The organism is Mycobacterium sp. P2_H7 (assembly GCF_056403275.1).
Genome location: NZ_JBFUFU010000004.1, coordinates 219141 through 238388 on the forward strand (window position 1 = coordinate 219141; position 19248 = coordinate 238388).

Consider the following 19248-nt stretch of genomic DNA (forward strand, 5'->3'; position numbering starts at 1 on the left):
CCCCGACAAGGAGTCAGATGCCCAGCCCCGACGATCACGGTGAGCGACTGTTCGCCTGGGCCGTACTCGCACCCGTGCTGGCCAAGCACTACTCGATCGTGGCCCCCAGTGATCCACAGGTGTCGGTGTGCGCGTGCTCGCCGGGGATGCGCCGCAGCATCGACGAGTGGGCAAGGCATGTCAGCGACGAGGTGGCCGCCAACATGACCTGACCGTCAGGCCGGGAAGAAGCCGTCGCCGGTGAAGAATCCGGGCTGCCAGCCCTGCGCCCCGAGGCACAGCATCGGCTTGCCGTCGGGGGTCTGGGCGGCCGCCTGCGGGCCGGGGCACGGGGCGCCGGTCTGCTGGACGCCGTACAGCGGATAGGACGGCATCCAGAACCCGGTGTAGATGGGCGGCCACTGATTGGGCACCCAGCGGCACATCATGGCCTGACCGCCGCGGCCGCGGCCGAAGGTGAACAGTTGGTAGTTGTCGCACGGTGCGCCGGCGGACGCCTCGTAGTTCATCCCGGGCACGTCGGTGGGGTAGCGGCCCGGTTCGTCATCGGCTGACGCCGGCGTCGCGGTGCCGAGCGCCGCGCACGCAATCGTCGCCGCCACGGTCAATTCACGAATCATGTACCCACCCTCGAAGTTGCTGCCACGACCCCGCCGCGGCAAAGCTTAATCCGAAGCGGGGCACCTCCACGGCTTATTCGGGAGCGTCGAGCACGCTGACGGCGATGCCGTACGGCAGGAACCGCACCCGTCGCGCCGCGTCGGTGTTGTTCTTGTTCGCCCGCAGCGCCTCGAGTTCGCTGGGGTAGACCTCTTCGATGTGGGCTCCGCCCGCCTCGTCGACGGTGTAGATGGCCCACACGCCGTCACCGGTGTCGCCGGTGGTCTCCGGTCCGGCCGGGCGGGGCTGCGCGGTGAACTGGTCGATCAGTGTGGACCACCCGGCGCGTTTGCCGAATCTGTCCAGTGCGTCACGCAGTCCCTCGCCGGCCTCGCGGGCCAAGCGGTCGATGTCTTCGGGGTCGATTCCGAACGGCCCGTTCTGGCTCATTGCCGTCCTCCTTCACACAGGGGTGGTAAAGGAAAGGATATGTCGACAACACGAGTGGCGGTTCTGGCGACGGTCGAAGGGTCCCCGGCCGCCGTCGTCGCGCACGATCGCGCACGCTGGGTAGGGCTGTTCACCGCCGACGGCCGGGTGGAGGATCCGGTCGGGTCGCGCCCCCACGTCGGCACCGATCAGCTCGAGCGTTTCTACGACACGTTCATCGGCCCGCGCACCATCACCTTCCACAGGGACGTGGACGTCGTCACCGGAGGGCAGGAGCGAAGCGACCCGGGAAATGGCACCGGAGGGCAGGAGCGAAGCGACCCGGGGTCCACCGTCCTGCGCGATCTGGTGCTGGAGGTCGCGATGGGTGACGCGGTCACCATGCACATCCCCGCGATCCTGCGGTACGACGTGCGGCCATCCGACGGCGAATTGCGGATCTCGGCGCTGCGCGCCTACTGGGAAGTGCCCGCGATGGCCGTGCAGTTCGCGCGCAGCGGAGTGGCCGCGGTGCCGGCTGGCCTACAGCTGACCAGCACGTTGGTGCGCAATCAGGGCCTGCGGGGCGCGGCCGGGTTCATGGCGGGGGTGCCCGGGGCCGGGTCCCGCGGGAAGCGGCGGATGTCGGACTTTCTGGCCGACGCCGCCGCCGGCGACGAGGTGGCGGTGAAACGCCGACTCGGTACCGGGCTGGAGGTCACCGCCGGGGACCACACCCCGCTGCCGCAGGCAGAACTGGTCGCCCTGCTGGCCGGCACCGAGGTCCGCACGCTGCTGGCCGCCGGCCGCAGTGTCGCGGCCAGGGTGACCGGCGAGGGTAGGAGTCTGGTGCTCATCGCGGAGTTCGGGACCCGACCCATGAGCCTGCACAGGTTGCGTGTCTTCGCTGACGAGGGCTGATACCTGGGTGGGGTTGTGCGCCGTCGTGCACCCGGCGTGAGACGGTAGATCCACCATGTCTGACTTTGAGTACCCGATGGGGTACATGACGTACGAAGAGTTCGGGCGAAAGTTCTTCGAGGTCGCCGTCAGCGAGCAGCGCGTCGGCGACGCCATCGGCTCCATCGCCGGCGACGAATTCCAGATGGGGCCCATCGGTCAGGGGCCCGGCGGCATCGCCAAGGTCACGGCCAAAGTCAAGATCCAGACCCCCCGGGTCACCCGGCACGCCGGGGAGAACTTCACGTTCGACATCCGCATCCCGCTGGAGATCAACATGGTCATCGACCTGAAGATCGACCGGCCCCAGTTCAGCGTCTTCGGCGAGATCTCGTTGCAGGCCGTCGCACGGGCGGCGGAACCGCTGGTGCTCATGCTGGACGTGCAGAAGCCGCACCCCCGCGACATTTCCATCCACGTCACGTCGAAGACGCTGCGCGCCGAGGTGCTGCGGGTGATGGCCGGTATCGATGCCGAGATCAAACGGTTCATCGCGGCCCATGTGGGCGGTGAGATCGACAACCCGGCGGCGCAGCAGGCCAAGGTGATCAACATCGCCGAGATGATCGACTCGACGTGGACCGGTATCTGAGCCGGGATCTACTGGGCGTCCGACCGCGCGACGACGGGCGCCAGGTACGGATGCCGGGGGCCGCCGCCGATACTGGCGGACCTGCCCCGCAGATGCCGCCAGATCCACGGCATCAGCATGTTCTGCGTCCACATCACCTGCGAGTACAGCCGCGAGCCCAGTGACTGCTCGGTGACCGCCGCCTCCGCGTACGCCCAATCATGGTTGCTGCCGGGCAGTCCCAAGGCCTCCGCGGCCGCCGCAGTGAACAGCAGATGGCCCTTGGTGCTGCCGTGCACCCGGTCGGTGCTCCAGTTCTCCGGATCGATCATCGAGTCGGCGTTGTACAGATCGATGAGCCGAAAGCCGTGCCGGTCGGCCGCGGCGCGGATGACGTCGTTGATACGCAGCACCCGAGCCACCAGGATCCGGCCTGCGGGCAGTACCCGCGCCAGGTTGGGGAACGTCGTCGTCACCACCGTGGCGCCGGTCAACGCCAGCCGGTTGTGCAGGGTGTCGAGATCGAGCAGCGCCTGATCGAACTTGCGGCCCGGCCGCGTCACGTCGTTCATGCCCACGCACATCGTCACCACGTCGGGCCGCATGGCCACGGCTTCGGGCAGCTGCCCTTCCAGCACGTCGCGGATCCGTTTTCCGCGGACGGCGAGGTTGGCGTACTCGATCCCCGGGGAGTACGAGTCGAGCAGCCAGGCCAGCCGATCGGCGAAACCGATGAGGGTGCCGGTGTCATCGGTATCCCAGAGGCCCTCGCTCTGGCTGTCGCCCAACGCGACATACCGGGAGTAGTGGATGTCAACCACGGTGGTGACTGTAGTGCGCCGCCGACCGGATTCGTCCACGGCACACCACACATGCACCGAACCAGATGGGCTTCCGGCGCTGGTCAGCGGGATTTGTCACGCCCGGTGCGAAAGATGGACGCCGAGCGGTGGCGCCGCATTCATCGTGTGTTCACGGCCCTTGTGGGCGATGTCACGGACGCGGTCAAAGCCCTAGCCCCAGCCAGGCCAGGTTGATCGGCAGGGCGCCGACATTGAGCTGGTCGAGCACGTCTTCCAGCCGGGCGCGCGCCAGGTCCATCCGCCATTCCGGGAGTGTCCCGGACACGAGCACCAACCCGGGGGCGAACTCGATACCGGTGATCCGCAGGCCATGGCCGAGGTCGGGCAACCGGACCGGATAGGCGGGCGTGCGGGCGGGCAGCATGAGGCGCCGGCCGCGGCGCTCGATCGTGCGCGGGCGCAGCCACAGGGTGGTGCCGTCGAGTCGGGTCTGCACTTCCAGATGCCCCGCCCCGGGGCGTCCGGCCCACTGCAGGCGTGCGACGCCGTCGTCGCCGACCTGACCTGCCAGCCGCGGTGCCGCCCAGCGGAACAGGGCGTCGAGCGTATCGGCGGGCACCTCCACGGTGAGGTCGACCGGCGCGGCCACCAGCACCGGTGGGACGGTGGGCCGGACGTGCACGTTGTGCGCGCGCACCGTCGCCCGCTCGAAACGTCCCTGCGGCCAGTGGACGTCACGCGCGACGATCCGTACATCGCTGAGCTGCCCCACCGACAGTGCGCGCACGTCCAGCTGCGAATCCAGGTCGGTGACGGTGAGCCGCAGCTCCCCGGATTCCAGCGGGACCCGCAAGGGTCGGCGCAGCACCAGCCGGCGCACCGTTGTGAACAACGTGCGGTACGCGGTCTCGGCGCCGCTCACCGGTGCCGCGGTGGCGGTCGACCACAGTGCACCGAGCAGGTCGAGCGCGCGCGTCGTCACCCCTGCCACAAGTCAGCATTCTTCCACCGGTCCCTACAGTGAAGCGATGCCCCGACAGAGTGCCGGTCTGCTGGTCTATCGCAGTAGCGAAGGTGTCCTCGAGGTGCTGCTGGGGCATCCGGGCGGCCCGTTCTGGGCACGAAAGGACGACGGCGCGTGGTCGATTCCGAAAGGGGAGTACGTCGAGGGCGAGGAACCCTTGGCCGCAGCGCTCCGCGAATTCGGTGAGGAGGTCGGTATCGCGGCGCCGACGGGCCCGTACCTCGGCCTCGCCCCGTTGAAGCAGCCCGGCGGCAAGATCGTCACCGCGTTCGCCGTCGAGGGCGACGTGGATGTCAGGCAAGCGGTGAGCAACATATTCACGCTGGAATGGCCGCGCGGGTCGGGGAAGTTCAAGGAGTACCCGGAGCTGGACCGGGTCGCTTGGTTCGACCTGCCCACGGCGCACCTGAAGATCCTGAAAGGTCAACGGCCGCTGCTGGATTGGTTGGTCGAGACGCTGGCCGCTACCTGAACGAACCCGCGCCGCCGTCGAGCATGATGGTCTGGCCCGTGACGTACGCGGCATCGTCCCCGATCAGGAACGCCACGGCCGGCCCGATATCGGCGGCCGGATCGCCGATCCGCTTGAGCGCGGTCGTCTTGACCACCTGCTGATAGCGCTTCGGGTCCAGATCGCGGAGCACCGTCAACCCGTCCGTCTCGGCAAGCGGGCAGACGACGTTGACCCGGATGCCGTCCCGGCCCCATTCCAGCGCAGCCACTTTGGACATTCCGCGGATCGCCTCTTTGGCTCCGGCGTAGGCCCCGAAGTTCCGTTCACCCGCGGTACCGGCGGCCGACCCGATATTGACGATCGCGCCCCCACCCGCCGCGACGAGCAGCGGATGAACCGCCTGCATGAGTGCGAACGTGACACGTGGTCCGGTGTCATAGACCAGGTCGTAGTCGGCCCCGCTGATGTCGCCGAAGGGCTTAGGTTCGTTGCACGCCACGGCATTGTTCACGAGGGCGTGCACTGTCCCGAAGGTGTGCACGGCGGAGTCGACGATCCGTCGTGGGGTGTCCGGGTCGCGGAGGTCGGCGACCAGCGAATGAGGTTGGAAGCCGGCCTCTTCGAACTCTGCCGTGGTGGCCGTCAGGACATCGTCGAGGATGTCGGTGAGAAGCACCGATGCCCCGCGCTGCAGTAGGGCGGTGGCGATGCCCTTCCCGACACCGCGCGCCGCACCGGTGACGATCGCGACGCGACCCTCCAGCGAACGGGAATGCGAGTAGGTAGACCGGTTCTCGGGAGTCACGACCGTGACGGTAACCGGCGTCAGGCCCCGGGGACCGACATTCCGGGCTGCGGGCCGACCGGCGTCGGGGTGACCGTCGTGACGCCGTTGGCGCCGACGTTCGGGCCACCGGGCACGCCGCCGGGGGTGCCGCCGCCACGGGACGGGGTGGACGCCTGCGCGTCCTGGTAGGCCTTCTCGGTGCAGTTGAGCTCGAGGATCATCTTCCCGGCGGAGGTGGCCTTCTGCCCGCTGACGATGCACTGCGCCTGCGGCACGTCGCTGCCGACCGACCCGCCGAAGCTGGACCGCACGCCCTGGCTCTTCAGAATGGCCACGGCCTTGCCGTACGGTTCGCCGACCACGCTGTAGGGGTTCGAACCGTTGGCGGGATCCGAACTCGCCACGCCCGCGCCGACCAGGGTGGCCGATGCCGCAGCGGTGAGCATGGCGAACCCGCCGATGCCGAGAACAAGCTTCTTCACGTGACCTCCGAGATATCGCGGTGCGTTGCGAAGATATCGCAGTCAAGCACCCTGAGAAACTTCAGTCACGGGTTCATCGTCCGCACCTGCGCTTTCATTACTTCTGCCAGCGCAGCCGCCCTCGGATCGGTGAACACCTCCTCCAACAGCAGCCGAGTGCCGTCAGGACCGGCCAGCGGGACCCGCCAGTTCGGGTACTCATCGGTGGTTCCCGGCTGGTTCTGGGTGCGGACGTCACCGACCGCGTCGGGCAGCGCCAGCGCCAGCAGCCGCGACGGGGTGCGGCCCAGATAGGCGTAGAGCCCGCGGATGATCTCGTCCGTGTCGGGATCCGTGCCGACCAGCCCGAGCCGCTGCAACGCCGCGAGCCAGGCGGCCTGTTCGGCCAGGTCGTCGGCCAGTTCGTCCTGTACCGGCCGGGTCAACAGGCCCAGTTCGTCGCGCAGCCGGACGTGTTCACCGGCCAGATAACCGGCCGTCGGCGGCAGATCGTGCGTTGTCACCGACGCCAGGCAGTATTCGCGCCAGCGGCCCGCCGGCAGCGGCGGCGAACCGTCCGCGTCCCGGTCCAGTTCGAACCACAGGATCGACGTCCCGAACAGCCCGCGTTCGCGCAGGTAGTCGCGCACCCACGGCTCGACGGTGCCCAGGTCTTCACCGACCACCACCGCGCCGGCCCGTTGCGCCTCCAGCGCCACGATGCCGATCATCGCCTCGTGGTTGTAGCGCACATAGGTACCTTCGGTCGGTGCGGCGCCCTGGGGAATCCACCACAGCCGGAACAGCCCGATGATGTGGTCGATCCGCACGCCGCCCGCATGCCGCAGCACGGCGTTGACCAGCGCGCGGAACGGGGCGTAACCCGCCCGCTCCAGCTGATCCGGTCCCCACGGCGGCTGCGACCAGTCCTGTCCCAGCTGATTGAACTCGTCCGGCGGTGCACCCGCGGTGACGCCGAGGGCCAGCACGTCCTGCAGGGCCCAGGCGTCGGCGCCGTTGGGATCCACCCCGACGGCCAGGTCGTGCATGATTCCCAGCGCCATCCCGGCCTGTTCGGCGGTGGCCTGTGCGGCGGTCAGCTGATCGTCGAGCAGCCATTGCAGCCAGCGGTGGAAATCGACCTCGGACGCATGCGCGGCGGCGAACTCGGCCACCGCAGGATTTTCGGGATGTTGCAGCGGCTCGGGCCAGCCGTGCCAGTCGGCGCCGTACTGCTCGGCCAGGGCGCACCACGTCGCGAAATCATCGAGGCTGCGACCCTGCCTGGCCGCATATGCCGCGTAAGCCAACTCCCGTCCTGCCGACCGCTTGACCCTGTGCAGCTGGCCGAGCGCGGCCCGCTTCACCTTCCACGCGGCGTCACGGTCGATGCGCTTCTTCCGGCGGGCCCGAGAGGCCAACTCGGCGCGGGCCTTACCCAGCGGTGCGCGCTTACGCAGGAACGCGTACTCGGGGATGGCCTCGATGCGCAGATAGATGGGATTCACGAAGCGCCGCGACGTGGGCAGGTAGGGCGACGGTTCCATCGGCGCCACCGGCGCCGCGGCATGCAACGGGTTCACCAGGATGAAGCCGGCGCCGTGAGTAGCGGCTGACCACACCGCGAGATCGGTCAGATCCGTCAGATCGCCGATTCCCCACGAATTCTCCGACGTCACGCTGTACAGCTGGGTGGCCAGGCCCCAGTGGCGTCCCGGCGGCGGAGTGAGCGCGGCGGGGGAGACGATGAGCAGCGTGCTGGTGTCGGTGCTGCCGGTCTGCGCGTGCAACCGGTGATATCCCGGTGGCAGATCCGCGGGCAGCTCGAAGGTGGCTTCGCCGACCAGCCGGCCGTCCAGATCGTATGGTGCCCTGTTGTTTTCGAGCTGACGCAGGCCGGTGCGCACCGATCCGTCCTCCAGCCGCAGCCACAGCCCGACGGGTTCACCGTGGGTGACGTGCACCCAGAACGACGACGTGGTGCCCGCCTGGCCGACCACCGTCGGCGGCAACGCCCGTGCCCAATACTCACGGTCGTGCGCCCGCAGCGCGGCTTGGCACTCGTCGTCCGTGCCGGCAGGCACGCCCAGCGCGGCAAGCACCGAGATCAACGTCGATTCCGGCACCGGCACCCGCCGCCCGGTCCAGTCCAGAAATTCCGTCGACACCTTGTAGCGCTCTGCCAGGACGGCAAGCTCAGTCATACGGGCAATCTTGCCGGAATCCGGCCCCGCCGTCGCGGGCCGGCGGGTCCGCCCAGGTAAGGCCCCGTATCGTCGGCGATCGTGGATCCGGCAGGAACAGTGCGGCGCGCCAGGGTGGCCGTCGCCGCACTCTTCTTGATCAACGGCGCCACCTTCGCCAACCTGCTGCCGCGTTTCCCTGAGCTCAAGGCCGATCTGGCGCTGAGCAATTCGGCCTACGGCGTGATGGTGGCGGCGTTTCCCGGCGGCGCGCTGGTCGCCGGGCTGGCCGCCGGCGCGGTGATCCGCCGGTACGGGTCGGCCCGCGTCGCCGTGCTCGCCTCGGTGGCGCTCGCCTGCCTGATCGGGCTGGCCGGGCAGGCGCCGACCGCAGCCCTGGTGTCGGTGGCGTTGTTCGCGGGCGGCTGTTGTGACGCCCTGGCCGACGTGGGGCAGAACTCCCACGGGCTGTGGGTGCAACGTCGGCACGGGCGGTCGATCATCAATTCGTTGCACGCGGTCTGGGCCGCCGGCGCGGTGCTGGGCGGATTGCTCGGTGCCGGGTCGCTGGCGATCGGCATGAGTCGCGCGACGCATCTGGGACTGTCGGCCCTCGTGTTCGCCGCGGTGGCGTTGAGCGTGTGGCCGTTCCTGCTCGCCGGCGCCGAACACGACGAGCACGCCGGGGCCCGCGCCGATGACGGGGTGCGGGCCGGCCCCGCGGTGTACGGCGTGCTGAGTGCACTGGTGGCGCTGGCCATCGCAGGCGCTGTCGTAGAGGATGCCGGAAGCTCTTGGGCGGCACTGTATCTCCGTCACCTCGGGGCATCGGAGGTGACCGCGGTGTCCGGATATCTCGCGCTGGCCGGTGCGATGTTCGTCGGCCGATTGCTCGGTGACCGCCTGGTGGACCGGTTCGGCGAGCGCGCCGTGGTGCGCGGCGGCGGGGTGATCGTGGCGGCGGGGATGGGTGCCGCGCTGGCTTACCCGTCCGTGGTGACCAGCGTCGCCGGATTCGCGGCGGCCGGTTTGGGGATGGCCACCGCGGTGCCCGCGGCCATGCACGCCGCCGACCGCCTACCGGGGCTGCGGCCAGGCACCGGGCTGACCGTGATCGCCTGGTTGATGCGGGTCGGTTTCGTGGCCGCGCCTCCGGTGGTCGGGATGATCGCCGATGCCGCCGGCCTGCGGGTGGGTCTGCTGCTGGTGCCGGTGGCCGGCCTGATCGCGGTGGTGACAGCGAGTGCGCTCAGTGCGCGACAGCACCCAGTTCGATCGTCAGCACCCCGGCCATGATGAGCGCGATACCCATGCCCATCCGCCAGTTCAACGGATCCCGGAACAGCACCCGCGCGACGACGGCCACCAGCGCCACGCCGCACGCCGTCCATACGCCGTAGGCCACACCCACCGGCATGCCCAGCTTCAGCGTGAGCCACAGCAGGGAGAACGACACCACATAGCCCGTGATGACCGGCAGCAGCCAGACCTTGCGCCGAAAACCGTCCGAGGCGCGAAGCGCCAGGGTGGCCAGGACCTCGACGCCGATGGCGCCCGCCAGCGCCCACCACATCATGTCGAAGGCCCTGTGTGTGAACCGAATTCGACCAGCAGCACACCGGCGATGATCAGCGCGATGCCGACCACCACGACCCAGCTGAGCGCCTCGCCGAAGATCGCGGCGGCCGCGGTCGCCGTCACGGCGGTTCCGATGGCACCCCAGATGCCGTAGGCGACGCCGACGGGCATCCCCGCCCGCAGCACCGCCGCCAGGAAAATGAAGGAGCCGACGTATCCGGTCACCACCACGACCAGCCAGGCGGCGTGATCCTGGGAGGCGCGCAGGGACAGCGTGGCTGCGACCTCACTGCCGATCGCGCAGCCGAGGAGTAACCATTTGTGCACGCAGATACGTTATCCGGCCAGGACGTGGACGGGGGATCCCGGGTCTCGCCCGATCAGAGCACCAGCCCCAGCCGCGGCGGCCGGGTGCCGCGCAAGGTGTGGTTGCCCAGGTGCACGTACTTCCACCGGGCCGGGTCGTGCAGCGAATGGGTGCGCACGTTGCGCCAGTGCCGGTCCAGGTTCGCCTCGCCGTCGGTGCCCGAGGTGCCGGTCAATTCGAAGATGCCACTCGCGATCTCGACGGCGAACTCCTGCGCCAGGGCCTTGGCGGCGGCCACCTTGAGCGACGCGGCGGCCGCGGTGTCCCGGGACAGTTCGGTCTGCGCCTGCCCCTCGTCGACGACGGCCGCGCCCGCCGCCAGCAGTGCCTCCAAGGCGTAGAGGCGCGCCGTCAGCTCACCGAACCGCCGCACCAGATGGGGCTCCTGGTCGGCACGCTCGATACCGGCGTCCAGCGCCTCCTTCCATGGCCGGGATGTGGTGCGCACGAACTGGGCGCCGTCTTCGAGTGCGGCGCGGGCGATTCCGATGTCGATGGCGGCATGCAGCGCCTGGTCATAGGCGCCCAACACGGTCGGCGGGCCGTCGACGGGGTGCGGCGGGGCGCCCTCCTCGATGACCAGGTCGCCGTCGACGATGACGCCCTCGAGCCGGATTTCGCCGCTGGCCGTCCCGCGCTGACCGAAGGCCGACCACTTCTCCAGGTTGAGGGTCACACCGTCCTGATCCGGCCGGATGAACACGGTCGCCGTCTCCCCGTCACTTCCGGCTACACCGGCCGCGACCGCTATCCACGTCGCGCCCAGCGCGCCGGTCGCGTAGTACTTGGTGCCGTTGAGTTCCCATGTGCCGTCGTCCCGGCGGCGCACCGTGGTGTTGCGGTGCAACGCCGACGCCGTGCCGCGTTCGGCGGTGGCGTTGCCGAGCTGGCCGCCTGCCAGGATGGCGCCGTAAATCCGGGCGGCCTGCGGCGCATCGGCATCCAGCGCGGAAATCGCTTGGGAGACAACGAAATGTGCCAGCAGCAGCTGACCGAGCGCACCGTCGCCGCGGGACAACCGGCGCAGCACCTCGACCTGCACCGACGCCGCGAACCCGGGCCCGCCGTGTTTGGCGGGCACGGGCACCGCCAGCAGGCCGGCCTCGGACACCGCCCGCAGCTGCGGCAGCAGCGACGTCCCGGCCCGTTCGCGCTCGGCACTGCCCACCGCGATCGCGGAGGCGACCGCGTCGGCGGCGGCCAGCGCGGCCTCGGGGGAGTCCAGGACGGGGATCGGGGTGATCGTCTCAGCGATATCAACAGCCATGAGCGGCGAGATTAGAAGCTGTGTGACGGCTCCGACAGGGTTGCACCCAGGGCGAATGAATCTCTATCGGAACGCGTTCCCTGCGGACGCCGGTAGCGTGGGATGGCTGAGCACTCGAGCGAGGGAGGCGCGTGTGATCCCGGATACCGACACCATCACCGGATACGGACCGGTCCGAGGGAGCGACGACGGCATCGTCCGGCAATGGCTGGGCATCCGCTACGCGGCACCCCCGGTCGGCGATCTGCGCTGGCGCGCGCCGCAGCCGCCGCAGCGCTGGACCGAACCCGCCGACGCGACCCGCTTCGGCCCCGTCTGCCCGCAGCAGACAGATCCACACATCCCGATGGACCTGGGCGCCCCGCAGGGCGGGGACTGCCTGACGCTGAACGTGTGGGCGCCGTCGACATCCGGGGGACCCAAACCGGTGATGGTGTGGGTGCACGGCGGGGCCTACGCGCTCGGCTCGTCGGCGCAGCCGCTCTACCGTGGCCGCGAACTCGCGGTGGGCGGTGACGTCGTCGTGGTCACCATGAACTACCGGGTGGGTGCACTCGGATTCCTCGACCTGTCGTCCTTCGGGTCCGGTTTCGAAACCAATATCGGTGTGCGCGATGTACTTTCGGCGCTGAACTGGGTGCAGGACAATATCGCCGCGTTCGGTGGCGACCCCGGCAATGTCACGCTGTTCGGGGAATCCGCCGGTGCGGGCATCCTCACCACGCTGATGGCCAGCCCGCCCGCCGCGGGACTGTTCCACCGGGCCATCGCGCAGAGCGCCCCCGTCACCTCCGTGTATGACCGCGACCGCGCCCGCCGGATCGCCGAGCAGTTCCTCGACCGGCTGGGCGTGCATCCCGGGGAGACCCACCGGCTGCGCGACACCCCCGTCGAGAGCATCATCGCCGCCTCGAAACACCTCTACGACGAGGTGCCGCGCCGTTTTCCCGGCACGCTGGCGTTCGTCCCGATCGTCGACGGTGATCTGGTGCCGGACTACCCGGTGCAGGCCGCTCGCGCGGGCCGCACCCACCCGGTGCCACTGATCATCGGCACCAACCGGCACGAGGCCGCGCTGTTCCGCTGGATGCGGTCTCCGTTGATGCCGATCGCGCCCCAGACGCTGCGGGACATGTTCGCCGCGATCGCCACCGAGCAGCCGGGCCTGCAGATCCCCACCGAGGCCGAGATCACCGCCGTCTACCGCGGTCGCGGCCGGAAACCGGCACTCGGGGTCGCGCGCGACGTCGGGTTCCGGATGCCGTCCATCTGGTTCGCCGAGGGCCACAGCGCCGTCGCGCCGGTGCACATGTACCGCTTCGACTGGGCCACCCCGATGCTCAAGCTGCTACGGCTGGATGCCGCCCACGCCACCGAATTGCCCTACGTCTGGGGCAATCTGGTGATGGGACCGAAGGACCCGACGTTCAAACTCGGCGGGCTGGCGGCCGGTGCGGCCGTATCGGAACGGGTGCGCACACGCTGGACCCGGTTCGCGGCCGACGGCGACCCGGGCGCGGGCCCGGGCACGCCGATGTGGCCGGCGTACCGCCCCGACGAGCGCGCCACCCTGATCATCGGCCGCGACGATTCGGTGGTGGCCGATCCGGACCGGGCGCAGCGCCTGACCTGGGGAAGCGACGTTCTGAGCTTCCGCTGAACGTGCCGGTTTAGGCTGAGCGGCATGGATGGACTCCGGGCGTTGCTGGACGCGCTGCCACCGCAGATGCGTGACCCGGTGCTGTTCGCCGTCCCGTTCTTCCTGCTGCTGCTCGTGCTGGAGTGGACGGCCGCGCGCAAACTGGACGCCCTGACCACAGCGGCTTCGGATGATCGGCCGCAGTCCGGGGCCTACCTGCGCCGGGACGCCTGGGCCAGCGTGTGGATGGGGCTGGTGTCGGTGGCGACCACCGCCGCCTGGAAACTGCTGGCGCTGTTCGGGTATGCCGCCATCTACGCCTACGCGGCGCCGTGGCAGCTGCCCGCGACCCAGTGGTACACCTGGGTGATCGCGCTGGTCGGCGTCGACCTGCTGTTCTACACCTATCACCGGATCGCGCACCGGGTGCGGTTGATCTGGGCGACCCATCAAGCACACCACTCCAGCCAGTACTTCAACTTCGCCACCGCGCTGCGCCAGAAATGGAACAACAGCGGCGAGATCCTGATGTGGATCCCGTTGCCGCTGTTGGGAGTTCCGCCGTGGATGGTATTCGCCAGCTTCTCGGTGAACCTCGTCTACCAGTTCTGGGTGCACACCGAACGCATCGACAAGCTCTGGCGGCCTGTCGAATTCGTGTTCAACACCCCGTCGCACCACCGGGTGCACCACGGCATGGACCAGCAGTACCTGGACAAGAACTACGGCGGCATCTTCATCGTGTGGGACCGGCTGTTCGGCAGCTACGCCGACGAGGAGTTCCGCCCGCACTACGGCCTGACCAAGCAGGTGGACACCTACAACATCTGGACCCTGCAGACCCACGAGTATGTCGCCATCGCCCGTGACGTCCGGTCGGCGCGGCGCTGGCGGGACCGGCTCGGTTACGCGTTCGGGCCACCGGGCTGGGCACCCAGTGCCGCCGTCGTTTCGCAGAAGTAGCGCGTTTTGCAGAAGTAGCGGCGCAGGCACACAACTGTCGGCCAGGATGGGCCCATGGATGTCAAAGAAGTCCTGCTTCCCGGCGTCGGGCTGCGCTTCGAATTCGACACCCGCACGGGGGACCGGATCGGCGTGGTGGCCCGGCGCACCGGCGACTTCGAACTCGTGGTGTACCCGAAAGAGGATCCCGACCAGGCCAGGGAGGTGTTCCGGCTCACCGACGAGGAAGCCGAGGCGCTGGGCCAGATCCTCGGCGCCCCCCGAATCGCCGAACGCTTCGCCGACCTGACCCGGGAGGTGCCCGGCCTGAACGCCGGCCAGGTGCACATCCGCGACGGCAGCCCGTTCGTCGACCGGCCGCTGGGGGACACCCGGGCCCGCACCCGCACCGGCGCGTCGATCGTCGCGATCGTGCGCGACGAGGAGGTGCTGGCCTCTCCGGGGCCGGCCGAACCGCTGCGGGCCGGCGACGTGCTGGTGGTGATCGGCACCGAGGACGGGCTCACCGGCGTCGAGAACATCGTCGCCAAAGGCTGAAGCCGTGCAGGTGTCGGCGGCGCTTCTGTTGGAGCTCGGCATCATTCTGGCCGTGCTCACGGTGCTCGGTACGGCCGCCCGCCGCTTCGCGCTGTCGCCGATCCCGCTGTACCTGGCCGCGGGCCTGGCCCTCGGCGACGGCGGGGTGGCCCACATCCCGGCCGCCAACGACTTCGTCAAGACCGGCGCGACGATCGGTGTGGTGCTGCTGTTGCTCACCCTGGGCCTGGAGTTCTCCATCGGGGAGTTCGCCGCCAGCCTGCGTCGCCACCTGCCCTCGGCGTGGGTGGACCTGATCCTCAACGCCGTCCCCGGCGCGATCGCCGGCTGGCTGCTGGGCCTGGACGGTGTCGGCATCCTGGCGCTCGCCGGGGTCACCTACATCTCGTCGTCGGGGGTGATCGCGCGCCTGCTCGACGACCTGCGCCGCCTGGGTAACCGCGAGACCCCGGCGGTGCTGTCCATCCTGGTGCTGGAGGACTTCGCGATGGCGGCCTACCTGCCGCTGCTGGCCGTGCTGGCGGCGGGCGGCACCTGGGTGCACGCCGTGTTCGGCATGGGTATCGCCGTCTCGGCGCTGGTGCTGGCGTTCGTCGCGTCCTACCGCTGGGGCCATCTGGTGGGCCGAATGGTCGCCCACCCCGACAACGAGCAGCTGCTGTTGCGGATCATGGCGCTGACGCTGATCGTGGCGGCACTCGCCGAGTTCATCCATGCGTCCGCGGCGGTCGGAGCGTTCCTGGTCGGGCTGACCCTGACCGGGGAGGCCGCCCATCGGGCCCGCACCGTGCTGACTCCGCTGCGAGATCTGTTCGCCGCCATCTTCTTTCTGGCCATCGGCCTGTCGGTGAACCCGAGCGACCTGGTCCCGATGCTGCCCGCCGCGCTGGCGCTGGCCGTCGTCACCGCCGGCACCAAGGTGGCAACCGGCATGTTCGCGGCCCGCCGCGACGACGTGGCCCGCCCCGGTCAGTTGCGCGCGGGCACCGCGTTGATCGTGCGCGGTGAGTTCTCGCTCGTCATCATCGGCCTGGTCGGCGCGACGCTGCCCGCGGTCGAGTCCATCGCCACCCCGTACGTGTTCATCCTGGCGATCGTCGGACCGGTGTTGACGCGGTTCGCGGGCGGCCGCCGTAGTGTGACGGGGTGAAGACCGCTTTCGATGCGCATGTCGATCCAGATCTGGTCGCGCGGTCCCTGTCCGCCAGCGCATTCGGGTCGATGTGGCTCGATCTCGCGCGACCACAGCACCCGCCGTTGGCCGGACCGGTCAGCTGCGATCTGCTGATCGTCGGCGGTGGCTATACGGGGTTGTGGGCGGCCGTGCACGCCGCCCMGCGCAACCCGGGACAGCGCATCATGCTGATCGAAGCGGAGCGGATCGGCTGGGCCGCCTCGGGCCGCAACGGCGGCTTCGTCGATGCGAGCCTGACGCACGGTCACGACAACGGAAAGTCCCGCTGGCCCAGCGATATAGACCAACTCGACGCCCTGGGCATGGCGAACCTGGACGGGATGGCCGCCGACATCGAACGACTCGGTCTCGAGGTGGAATGGGAACGCACCGGGATGTTGACGGTGGCCACCGAACCCCATCAGGTGGCCGGCCTGGCCGAAGCGGACCAGGGCACCTTCCTGGACCAGCAGCAGGTACGTGCGGAGGTGGCCTCGCCGACGTATCTGGCCGGGCTCTACCAGGCCGGCAGCGTCGCGATCGTGCATCCGGCCAAATTGGCGCTGGAGCTGGCGCGTGCGGCAGCCGACGAAGGGGTGGCCATCCATGAGCACACCAGGGCCTTGTCCCTGGAGGCGTCGGGGGCCGGCCTTCGGGTCGACACCGGCGCCGCGGTCCTCACCGCGCAGCGGGTGCTGTTGGCCACCAACGTGTTTCGTAGCCTGCTGCGGCGCAACCGGTCCTACACGGTGCCGGTCTATGACTACGTGCTGGCGACCGAGCCGCTCAGCGCGGCTCAGCTGGACCGGATCGGTTGGCGCAACCGGCAGGGAATCGGCGACTGCGCCAACCAGTTTCACTACTATCGGCTCTCCGCGGACAACCGCATCGTGTGGGGCGGCTATGACGCCGTCTACCACTTCGGTCGCCGGGTGGACCCGGCCTACGAGGACCGGCCGCAGACCTACCGGCGGCTGGCCGAGCACTTCTTCCTGACCTTCCCGCAGCTCGACGACGTCCGGTTCACGCACCGCTGGGCAGGCGCGATCGATACCAACACCAGGTTCTGTGCGCACTGGGGCACCGCGTACGGCGACCGGGTCGCCTACGTCAACGGATACACCGGTCTGGGCGTGGCTGCGGCTCGATTCGGCGCCGACGTGTGCCTGGATCTGCTCGACGGAAAGCCCACGCCGCGAACGGAATTGGACATGGTACGGCGTAAGCCGCTGCCGTTCCCGCCCGAGCCGATGGCGAGCGTCGGCATCCAGGCGACCCGCTGGTCGCTGGACCGCGCCGACCACTCGGCGGGCCGTCGCAATGTGCTGCTGCGCACCCTGGATCGGCTGGGCCTGGGGTTCGATTCCTGAGCGCTCACGAAAGTTCGCCAAGTGTTCTGTTTATTGAGAGCGCAACCGCCCCGCGGGCAAAGATTCATCAGTAGGCTCGGCTGCGTCAACTGTCCAGATGAGGGGAGAACGCCATGGGAGACAGACTCCACAAGGGTGAGAAGTTGGAGCAGGGCCAGTCGTTGACGTCCAGCAACGGCGCCTACCGGGCGACACTGCAGGATGACGGCAACTTCGTACTCTACAGCGGAGACACCGCCGTGTGGTCCACCGAGACCAACGGACAGGACGTGGTTCGCGCCGAGGTCCAGGACGACGGCAACTTCGTGCTGTACACCCCGGACAAGCCGGTCTGGCACACCGACACCAAGGGCGCCAAGGATGTGCGACTGATCCTGCAGGACGACCGCAACCTGGTGCTGTACGGCTTCGACGGAGTCGCGTGGTCCTCGGGTACCGACACCGACGAGGCGCCGCCCGCCCCGCCGGTCGTCGAGGAAGCTCCGGCCGCCGAGCCCGAGGTCGAACTCGCTGCTGCGGAAGCCCCGGCTCCCGAGGCGCCGGTTCCGGCCCCGGAACCCGTGCCTGCGCCGCCCGCGCCGCGCACCTACACGGTCGTGTCCGGTGACACGCTGTGGGCGATCTCGGAGAAGTTCTACGGTGACGGCAATCAGTACCAGCGGATCGCCGACGCGAGCGGGGTGCCGAACCCCGATCTGATCCACCCGGGTCAGGTTCTGACGATTCCGTAATTCTCTTCGCGACACACCGGCCCGGATTGTTGAATCCGGGCCGGTGTTGTTGTAACGGGATCGGTCTGTTACCCGATCTACACCTCAGCATCCCGGTAGCGTCGGTGTTACCGAGGATGGAGGGATCGGGAGGACTTCATGCGTGCACGTCCGTTGGGCATCCTCGTTGGTGCTTTGATTGCTGGGCCGGCCATGCTGACCGCCGGGGCTGCCGGGGCGAATCCCGTGGCCCCCAGTCCGGCGATTCCCAGCCCCGGGCCGACCGTCTATCCCGGCATGGAGATCCGGCAGGGTTCGACGATGTGCACGCTCGGTTATGTGGACATGGCGTCGCGGTCCGCGCTGACGGCCGGTCACTGCCGCGCTGACGGCCCGGTCACCGACCGGGACGGCAACGTCATCGGCGTGGTGACGATGTCGAGGGACAACACCCCGGACGGCACGACCATCACCGCCGACTACCAGATCACCGACTGGGAGGCCATCGCGCTGGCGCCCGACGTCCAGATGGTCGACGTGTTGCCGGGCGGCCGCACCTTGGTCTCGGATCCGGCCCTGGCCGTGCAGAAGGCCGGCCAGACGGTCTGCCACTTCGGCGTGGTCACCGGCGAGACCTGCGGCACGATCGACTCCGTGAACAACGGTTGGTTCACCATGACCAACGGCATCTTCAGTCAGAAGGGCGATTCCGGCGGGCCGGTGTACGTGCCGACCGCCGACGGCCGGGCCGCGATCATCGGCCTGTTCAACAGCACCTGGGGTCAATTGCCCGCGGCCGTCTCGTTCCAGTCGACCGGCCAGCAGATCATCGACGCGGCCTCGATTCAGCCGACCAACTCGAACACCGGGATCGAAACGGTCTTCACCCGTAGCTCTGCGTCGGTGGACTCCGGCGTCAAACCGCCGATGTGATTCTTGACCTCCCAGAACCAGCGGTCCAGGTAGCGCCGGACCAGTTCGGGTTTGGCGCTGTCGGCCACCTCGACGGCCTGTACCTGGCGCCGGTGCCACCGCGGTCCCACCTGCACCGCTCCGTCGGCCCGCGCATTGCGTGCCCACTGGGTGTTGCCCCGCGGTGAGACGAGGTAGTCGCGCCCGTCGACGGTGAGGACGTTGACGACCACCCCGTGCCACTGACCGGTGCGCCTGCCGCGGACCCGAAGTGCGCGGGTGCCCGCGATGCTGATACCCAGCTCGGCCAGGTGGCGGAACACCTCGTTGGCGGCTTTGGCGACGCGGTTCGGTTCGTCGTAGCGAGTGCTCATGGAGTTCCCCTTAGTAGATGCGAGAGCGGTGCTCTTGCTTTCACCATGCCACCCCGCGCGAGGTAAATCAAGAGCGGTGATCTCG

The 19248-nt window shown here is 69.1% G+C and carries 23 protein-coding genes; 12 read left to right on the plus strand and 11 right to left on the minus strand.

What is annotated here, in order from left to right:
• Positions 1-17: 17 nt before the first annotated feature.
• On the plus strand, positions 18-212 hold the full coding sequence (locus AC1DY7_RS05495; protein ID WP_477492636.1) for a hypothetical protein: 195 nt from the start codon (positions 18-20) through the stop codon (positions 210-212).
• A gap of 3 nt (positions 213-215) precedes the next feature.
• Here the strand turns inward: AC1DY7_RS05495 and AC1DY7_RS05500 are convergent, their stop codons facing one another.
• Positions 216-620: a hypothetical protein gene (locus tag AC1DY7_RS05500; protein ID WP_477492637.1), complete on the minus strand. Its 405-nt coding sequence runs from the start codon at positions 618-620 to the stop codon at positions 216-218.
• A 73-nt stretch (positions 621-693) separates the two neighbouring features.
• Positions 694-1050: a hypothetical protein gene (locus AC1DY7_RS05505; RefSeq protein WP_477492638.1), complete on the minus strand. Its 357-nt coding sequence runs from the start codon at positions 1048-1050 to the stop codon at positions 694-696.
• 39 nt (positions 1051-1089) lie between these two features.
• Here AC1DY7_RS05505 and AC1DY7_RS05510 point away from each other — a divergent pair, with 39 nt between their 5' ends.
• Together AC1DY7_RS05510 and AC1DY7_RS05515 are read left to right on the plus strand one after the other, a co-directional pair.
• The gene (locus AC1DY7_RS05510; protein WP_477492639.1) at positions 1090-1950 is read left to right on the plus strand and encodes a ketosteroid isomerase family protein; all 861 of its coding nucleotides are present in this window, start codon (positions 1090-1092) and stop codon (positions 1948-1950) included.
• Between the two features lie 55 nt (positions 1951-2005).
• Positions 2006-2581, plus strand: coding sequence for a hypothetical protein (locus AC1DY7_RS05515; RefSeq protein ID WP_477492640.1), 576 nt, complete (start codon positions 2006-2008; stop codon positions 2579-2581).
• A gap of 8 nt (positions 2582-2589) precedes the next feature.
• On the opposite strand, the gene AC1DY7_RS05520 is transcribed toward AC1DY7_RS05515, so the two are convergent.
• Both AC1DY7_RS05520 and AC1DY7_RS05525 read right to left on the minus strand, forming a co-directional pair.
• Complete coding sequence (locus tag AC1DY7_RS05520; protein ID WP_477492641.1) at positions 2590-3381, minus strand: SGNH/GDSL hydrolase family protein; 792 nt, start codon at positions 3379-3381, stop codon at positions 2590-2592.
• Positions 3382-3565: 184 nt separating this feature from the next.
• Positions 3566-4345: an LmeA family phospholipid-binding protein gene (locus AC1DY7_RS05525; protein WP_477492642.1), complete on the minus strand. Its 780-nt coding sequence runs from the start codon at positions 4343-4345 to the stop codon at positions 3566-3568.
• A 46-nt stretch (positions 4346-4391) separates the two neighbouring features.
• On the opposite strand from AC1DY7_RS05525, the gene AC1DY7_RS05530 reads away from it, so the two are divergent.
• Positions 4392-4859 carry an NUDIX hydrolase gene (locus tag AC1DY7_RS05530; RefSeq protein ID WP_477492643.1) on the plus strand — a complete coding sequence of 156 codons (468 nt, stop codon included), beginning with the start codon at positions 4392-4394 and terminating at the stop codon, positions 4857-4859.
• Here AC1DY7_RS05530 and AC1DY7_RS05535 read toward each other — a convergent pair.
• From AC1DY7_RS05535 to malQ, 3 genes are all read right to left on the minus strand, one after another.
• Positions 4852-5646, minus strand: a complete 795-nt coding sequence (locus tag AC1DY7_RS05535; protein WP_477492644.1) for an SDR family NAD(P)-dependent oxidoreductase — start codon at positions 5644-5646, stop codon at positions 4852-4854. The genes AC1DY7_RS05530 and AC1DY7_RS05535 overlap by 8 nt on opposite strands.
• Positions 5647-5666: 20 nt before the next feature.
• On the minus strand, positions 5667-6110 hold the full coding sequence (locus AC1DY7_RS05540; RefSeq protein ID WP_477492645.1) for a hypothetical protein: 444 nt from the start codon (positions 6108-6110) through the stop codon (positions 5667-5669).
• Positions 6111-6175: 65 nt separating this feature from the next.
• Positions 6176-8293, minus strand: coding sequence for a 4-alpha-glucanotransferase (malQ, locus tag AC1DY7_RS05545; RefSeq protein ID WP_477492646.1), 2118 nt, complete (start codon positions 8291-8293; stop codon positions 6176-6178).
• An 81-nt stretch (positions 8294-8374) separates the two neighbouring features.
• Here malQ and AC1DY7_RS05550 point away from each other — a divergent pair, with 81 nt between their 5' ends.
• Positions 8375-9568, plus strand: coding sequence for an MFS transporter (locus AC1DY7_RS05550; RefSeq protein WP_477492647.1), 1194 nt, complete (start codon positions 8375-8377; stop codon positions 9566-9568).
• Here the strand turns inward: AC1DY7_RS05550 and AC1DY7_RS05555 are convergent.
• The 3 genes from AC1DY7_RS05555 to AC1DY7_RS05565 are packed head-to-tail and all read right to left on the minus strand — an operon-like array spanning position 9522 to position 11484.
• A complete protein-coding gene (locus AC1DY7_RS05555) occupies positions 9522-9845 on the minus strand; it encodes a DMT family transporter (RefSeq protein ID WP_477492718.1) in 324 nt (107 codons plus the stop codon). The genes AC1DY7_RS05550 and AC1DY7_RS05555 overlap by 47 nt on opposite strands.
• Positions 9845-10177, minus strand: a complete 333-nt coding sequence (locus AC1DY7_RS05560; protein WP_477492648.1) for a DMT family transporter — start codon at positions 10175-10177, stop codon at positions 9845-9847. The genes AC1DY7_RS05555 and AC1DY7_RS05560 overlap by 1 nt, the downstream gene beginning before the upstream one ends.
• 53 nt (positions 10178-10230) lie before the next feature.
• Complete coding sequence (locus tag AC1DY7_RS05565; protein WP_477492649.1) at positions 10231-11484, minus strand: acyl-CoA dehydrogenase family protein; 1254 nt, start codon at positions 11482-11484, stop codon at positions 10231-10233.
• 55 nt (positions 11485-11539) lie between these two features.
• Here AC1DY7_RS05565 and AC1DY7_RS05570 point away from each other — a divergent pair, with 55 nt between their 5' ends.
• The 7 genes from AC1DY7_RS05570 (at position 11540) to AC1DY7_RS05600 (ending at position 18810) form a co-directional block, all read left to right on the plus strand.
• The gene (locus AC1DY7_RS05570; protein ID WP_477492650.1) at positions 11540-13144 is read left to right on the plus strand and encodes a carboxylesterase/lipase family protein; all 1605 of its coding nucleotides are present in this window, start codon (positions 11540-11542) and stop codon (positions 13142-13144) included.
• A gap of 24 nt (positions 13145-13168) precedes the next feature.
• A complete protein-coding gene (locus AC1DY7_RS05575) occupies positions 13169-14086 on the plus strand; it encodes a sterol desaturase family protein (RefSeq protein ID WP_477492651.1) in 918 nt (305 codons plus the stop codon).
• 54 nt (positions 14087-14140) lie between these two features.
• Entirely contained in the window at positions 14141-14623 is a 483-nt protein-coding gene (locus AC1DY7_RS05580; RefSeq protein ID WP_477492652.1) for a cation:proton antiporter regulatory subunit, read from the plus strand.
• 4 nt (positions 14624-14627) lie between these two features.
• Positions 14628-15773, plus strand: a complete 1146-nt coding sequence (locus tag AC1DY7_RS05585) for a cation:proton antiporter (RefSeq protein WP_477492653.1) — start codon at positions 14628-14630, stop codon at positions 15771-15773.
• Positions 15770-17167, plus strand: coding sequence for an NAD(P)/FAD-dependent oxidoreductase (locus tag AC1DY7_RS05590; protein WP_477492654.1), 1398 nt, complete (start codon positions 15770-15772; stop codon positions 17165-17167). Before AC1DY7_RS05585 ends, AC1DY7_RS05590 begins: the two co-directional genes overlap by 4 nt.
• Before the next feature lie 113 nt (positions 17168-17280).
• Positions 17281-17898, plus strand: coding sequence for a LysM peptidoglycan-binding domain-containing protein (locus tag AC1DY7_RS05595; protein ID WP_477492655.1), 618 nt, complete (start codon positions 17281-17283; stop codon positions 17896-17898).
• A gap of 138 nt (positions 17899-18036) precedes the next feature.
• Positions 18037-18810, plus strand: a complete 774-nt coding sequence (locus tag AC1DY7_RS05600; RefSeq protein WP_477492656.1) for an Rv1815 family serine proteinase — start codon at positions 18037-18039, stop codon at positions 18808-18810.
• Here AC1DY7_RS05600 and AC1DY7_RS05605 read toward each other — a convergent pair.
• Positions 18723-19163, minus strand: a complete 441-nt coding sequence (locus AC1DY7_RS05605) for a nitroreductase/quinone reductase family protein (protein WP_477492657.1) — start codon at positions 19161-19163, stop codon at positions 18723-18725. The two genes, AC1DY7_RS05600 and AC1DY7_RS05605, sit on opposite strands and share 88 nt — an antisense overlap.
• Positions 19164-19248 lie beyond the last annotated feature (85 nt).

What these genes read in the sequence shown, in the direction of transcription:
- AC1DY7_RS05495 (WP_477492636.1), top strand. Translation starts at nt 18, where the DNA reads ATGCCCAGCCCCGACGATCACGGTGAGCGACTGTTCGCCTGGGCCGTA.
- AC1DY7_RS05500 (WP_477492637.1), bottom strand. Translation starts at nt 620, where the DNA reads ATGATTCGTGAATTGACCGTGGCGGCGACGATTGCGTGCGCGGCGCTC.
- AC1DY7_RS05505 (WP_477492638.1), bottom strand. Translation starts at nt 1,050, where the DNA reads ATGAGCCAGAACGGGCCGTTCGGAATCGACCCCGAAGACATCGACCGC.
- AC1DY7_RS05510 (WP_477492639.1), top strand. Translation starts at nt 1,090, where the DNA reads ATGTCGACAACACGAGTGGCGGTTCTGGCGACGGTCGAAGGGTCCCCG.
- AC1DY7_RS05515 (WP_477492640.1), top strand. Translation starts at nt 2,006, where the DNA reads ATGTCTGACTTTGAGTACCCGATGGGGTACATGACGTACGAAGAGTTC.
- AC1DY7_RS05530 (WP_477492643.1), top strand. Translation starts at nt 4,392, where the DNA reads ATGCCCCGACAGAGTGCCGGTCTGCTGGTCTATCGCAGTAGCGAAGGT.
- malQ (WP_477492646.1), bottom strand. Translation starts at nt 8,293, where the DNA reads ATGACTGAGCTTGCCGTCCTGGCAGAGCGCTACAAGGTGTCGACGGAA.
- AC1DY7_RS05555 (WP_477492718.1), bottom strand. Translation starts at nt 9,845, where the DNA reads ATGTGGTGGGCGCTGGCGGGCGCCATCGGCGTCGAGGTCCTGGCCACC.
- AC1DY7_RS05565 (WP_477492649.1), bottom strand. Translation starts at nt 11,484, where the DNA reads ATGGCTGTTGATATCGCTGAGACGATCACCCCGATCCCCGTCCTGGAC.
- AC1DY7_RS05570 (WP_477492650.1), top strand. Translation starts at nt 11,540, where the DNA reads ATGAATCTCTATCGGAACGCGTTCCCTGCGGACGCCGGTAGCGTGGGA.
- AC1DY7_RS05575 (WP_477492651.1), top strand. Translation starts at nt 13,169, where the DNA reads ATGGATGGACTCCGGGCGTTGCTGGACGCGCTGCCACCGCAGATGCGT.
- AC1DY7_RS05580 (WP_477492652.1), top strand. Translation starts at nt 14,141, where the DNA reads ATGGATGTCAAAGAAGTCCTGCTTCCCGGCGTCGGGCTGCGCTTCGAA.
- AC1DY7_RS05595 (WP_477492655.1), top strand. Translation starts at nt 17,281, where the DNA reads ATGGGAGACAGACTCCACAAGGGTGAGAAGTTGGAGCAGGGCCAGTCG.
- AC1DY7_RS05600 (WP_477492656.1), top strand. Translation starts at nt 18,037, where the DNA reads ATGCGTGCACGTCCGTTGGGCATCCTCGTTGGTGCTTTGATTGCTGGG.
- AC1DY7_RS05605 (WP_477492657.1), bottom strand. Translation starts at nt 19,163, where the DNA reads ATGAGCACTCGCTACGACGAACCGAACCGCGTCGCCAAAGCCGCCAAC.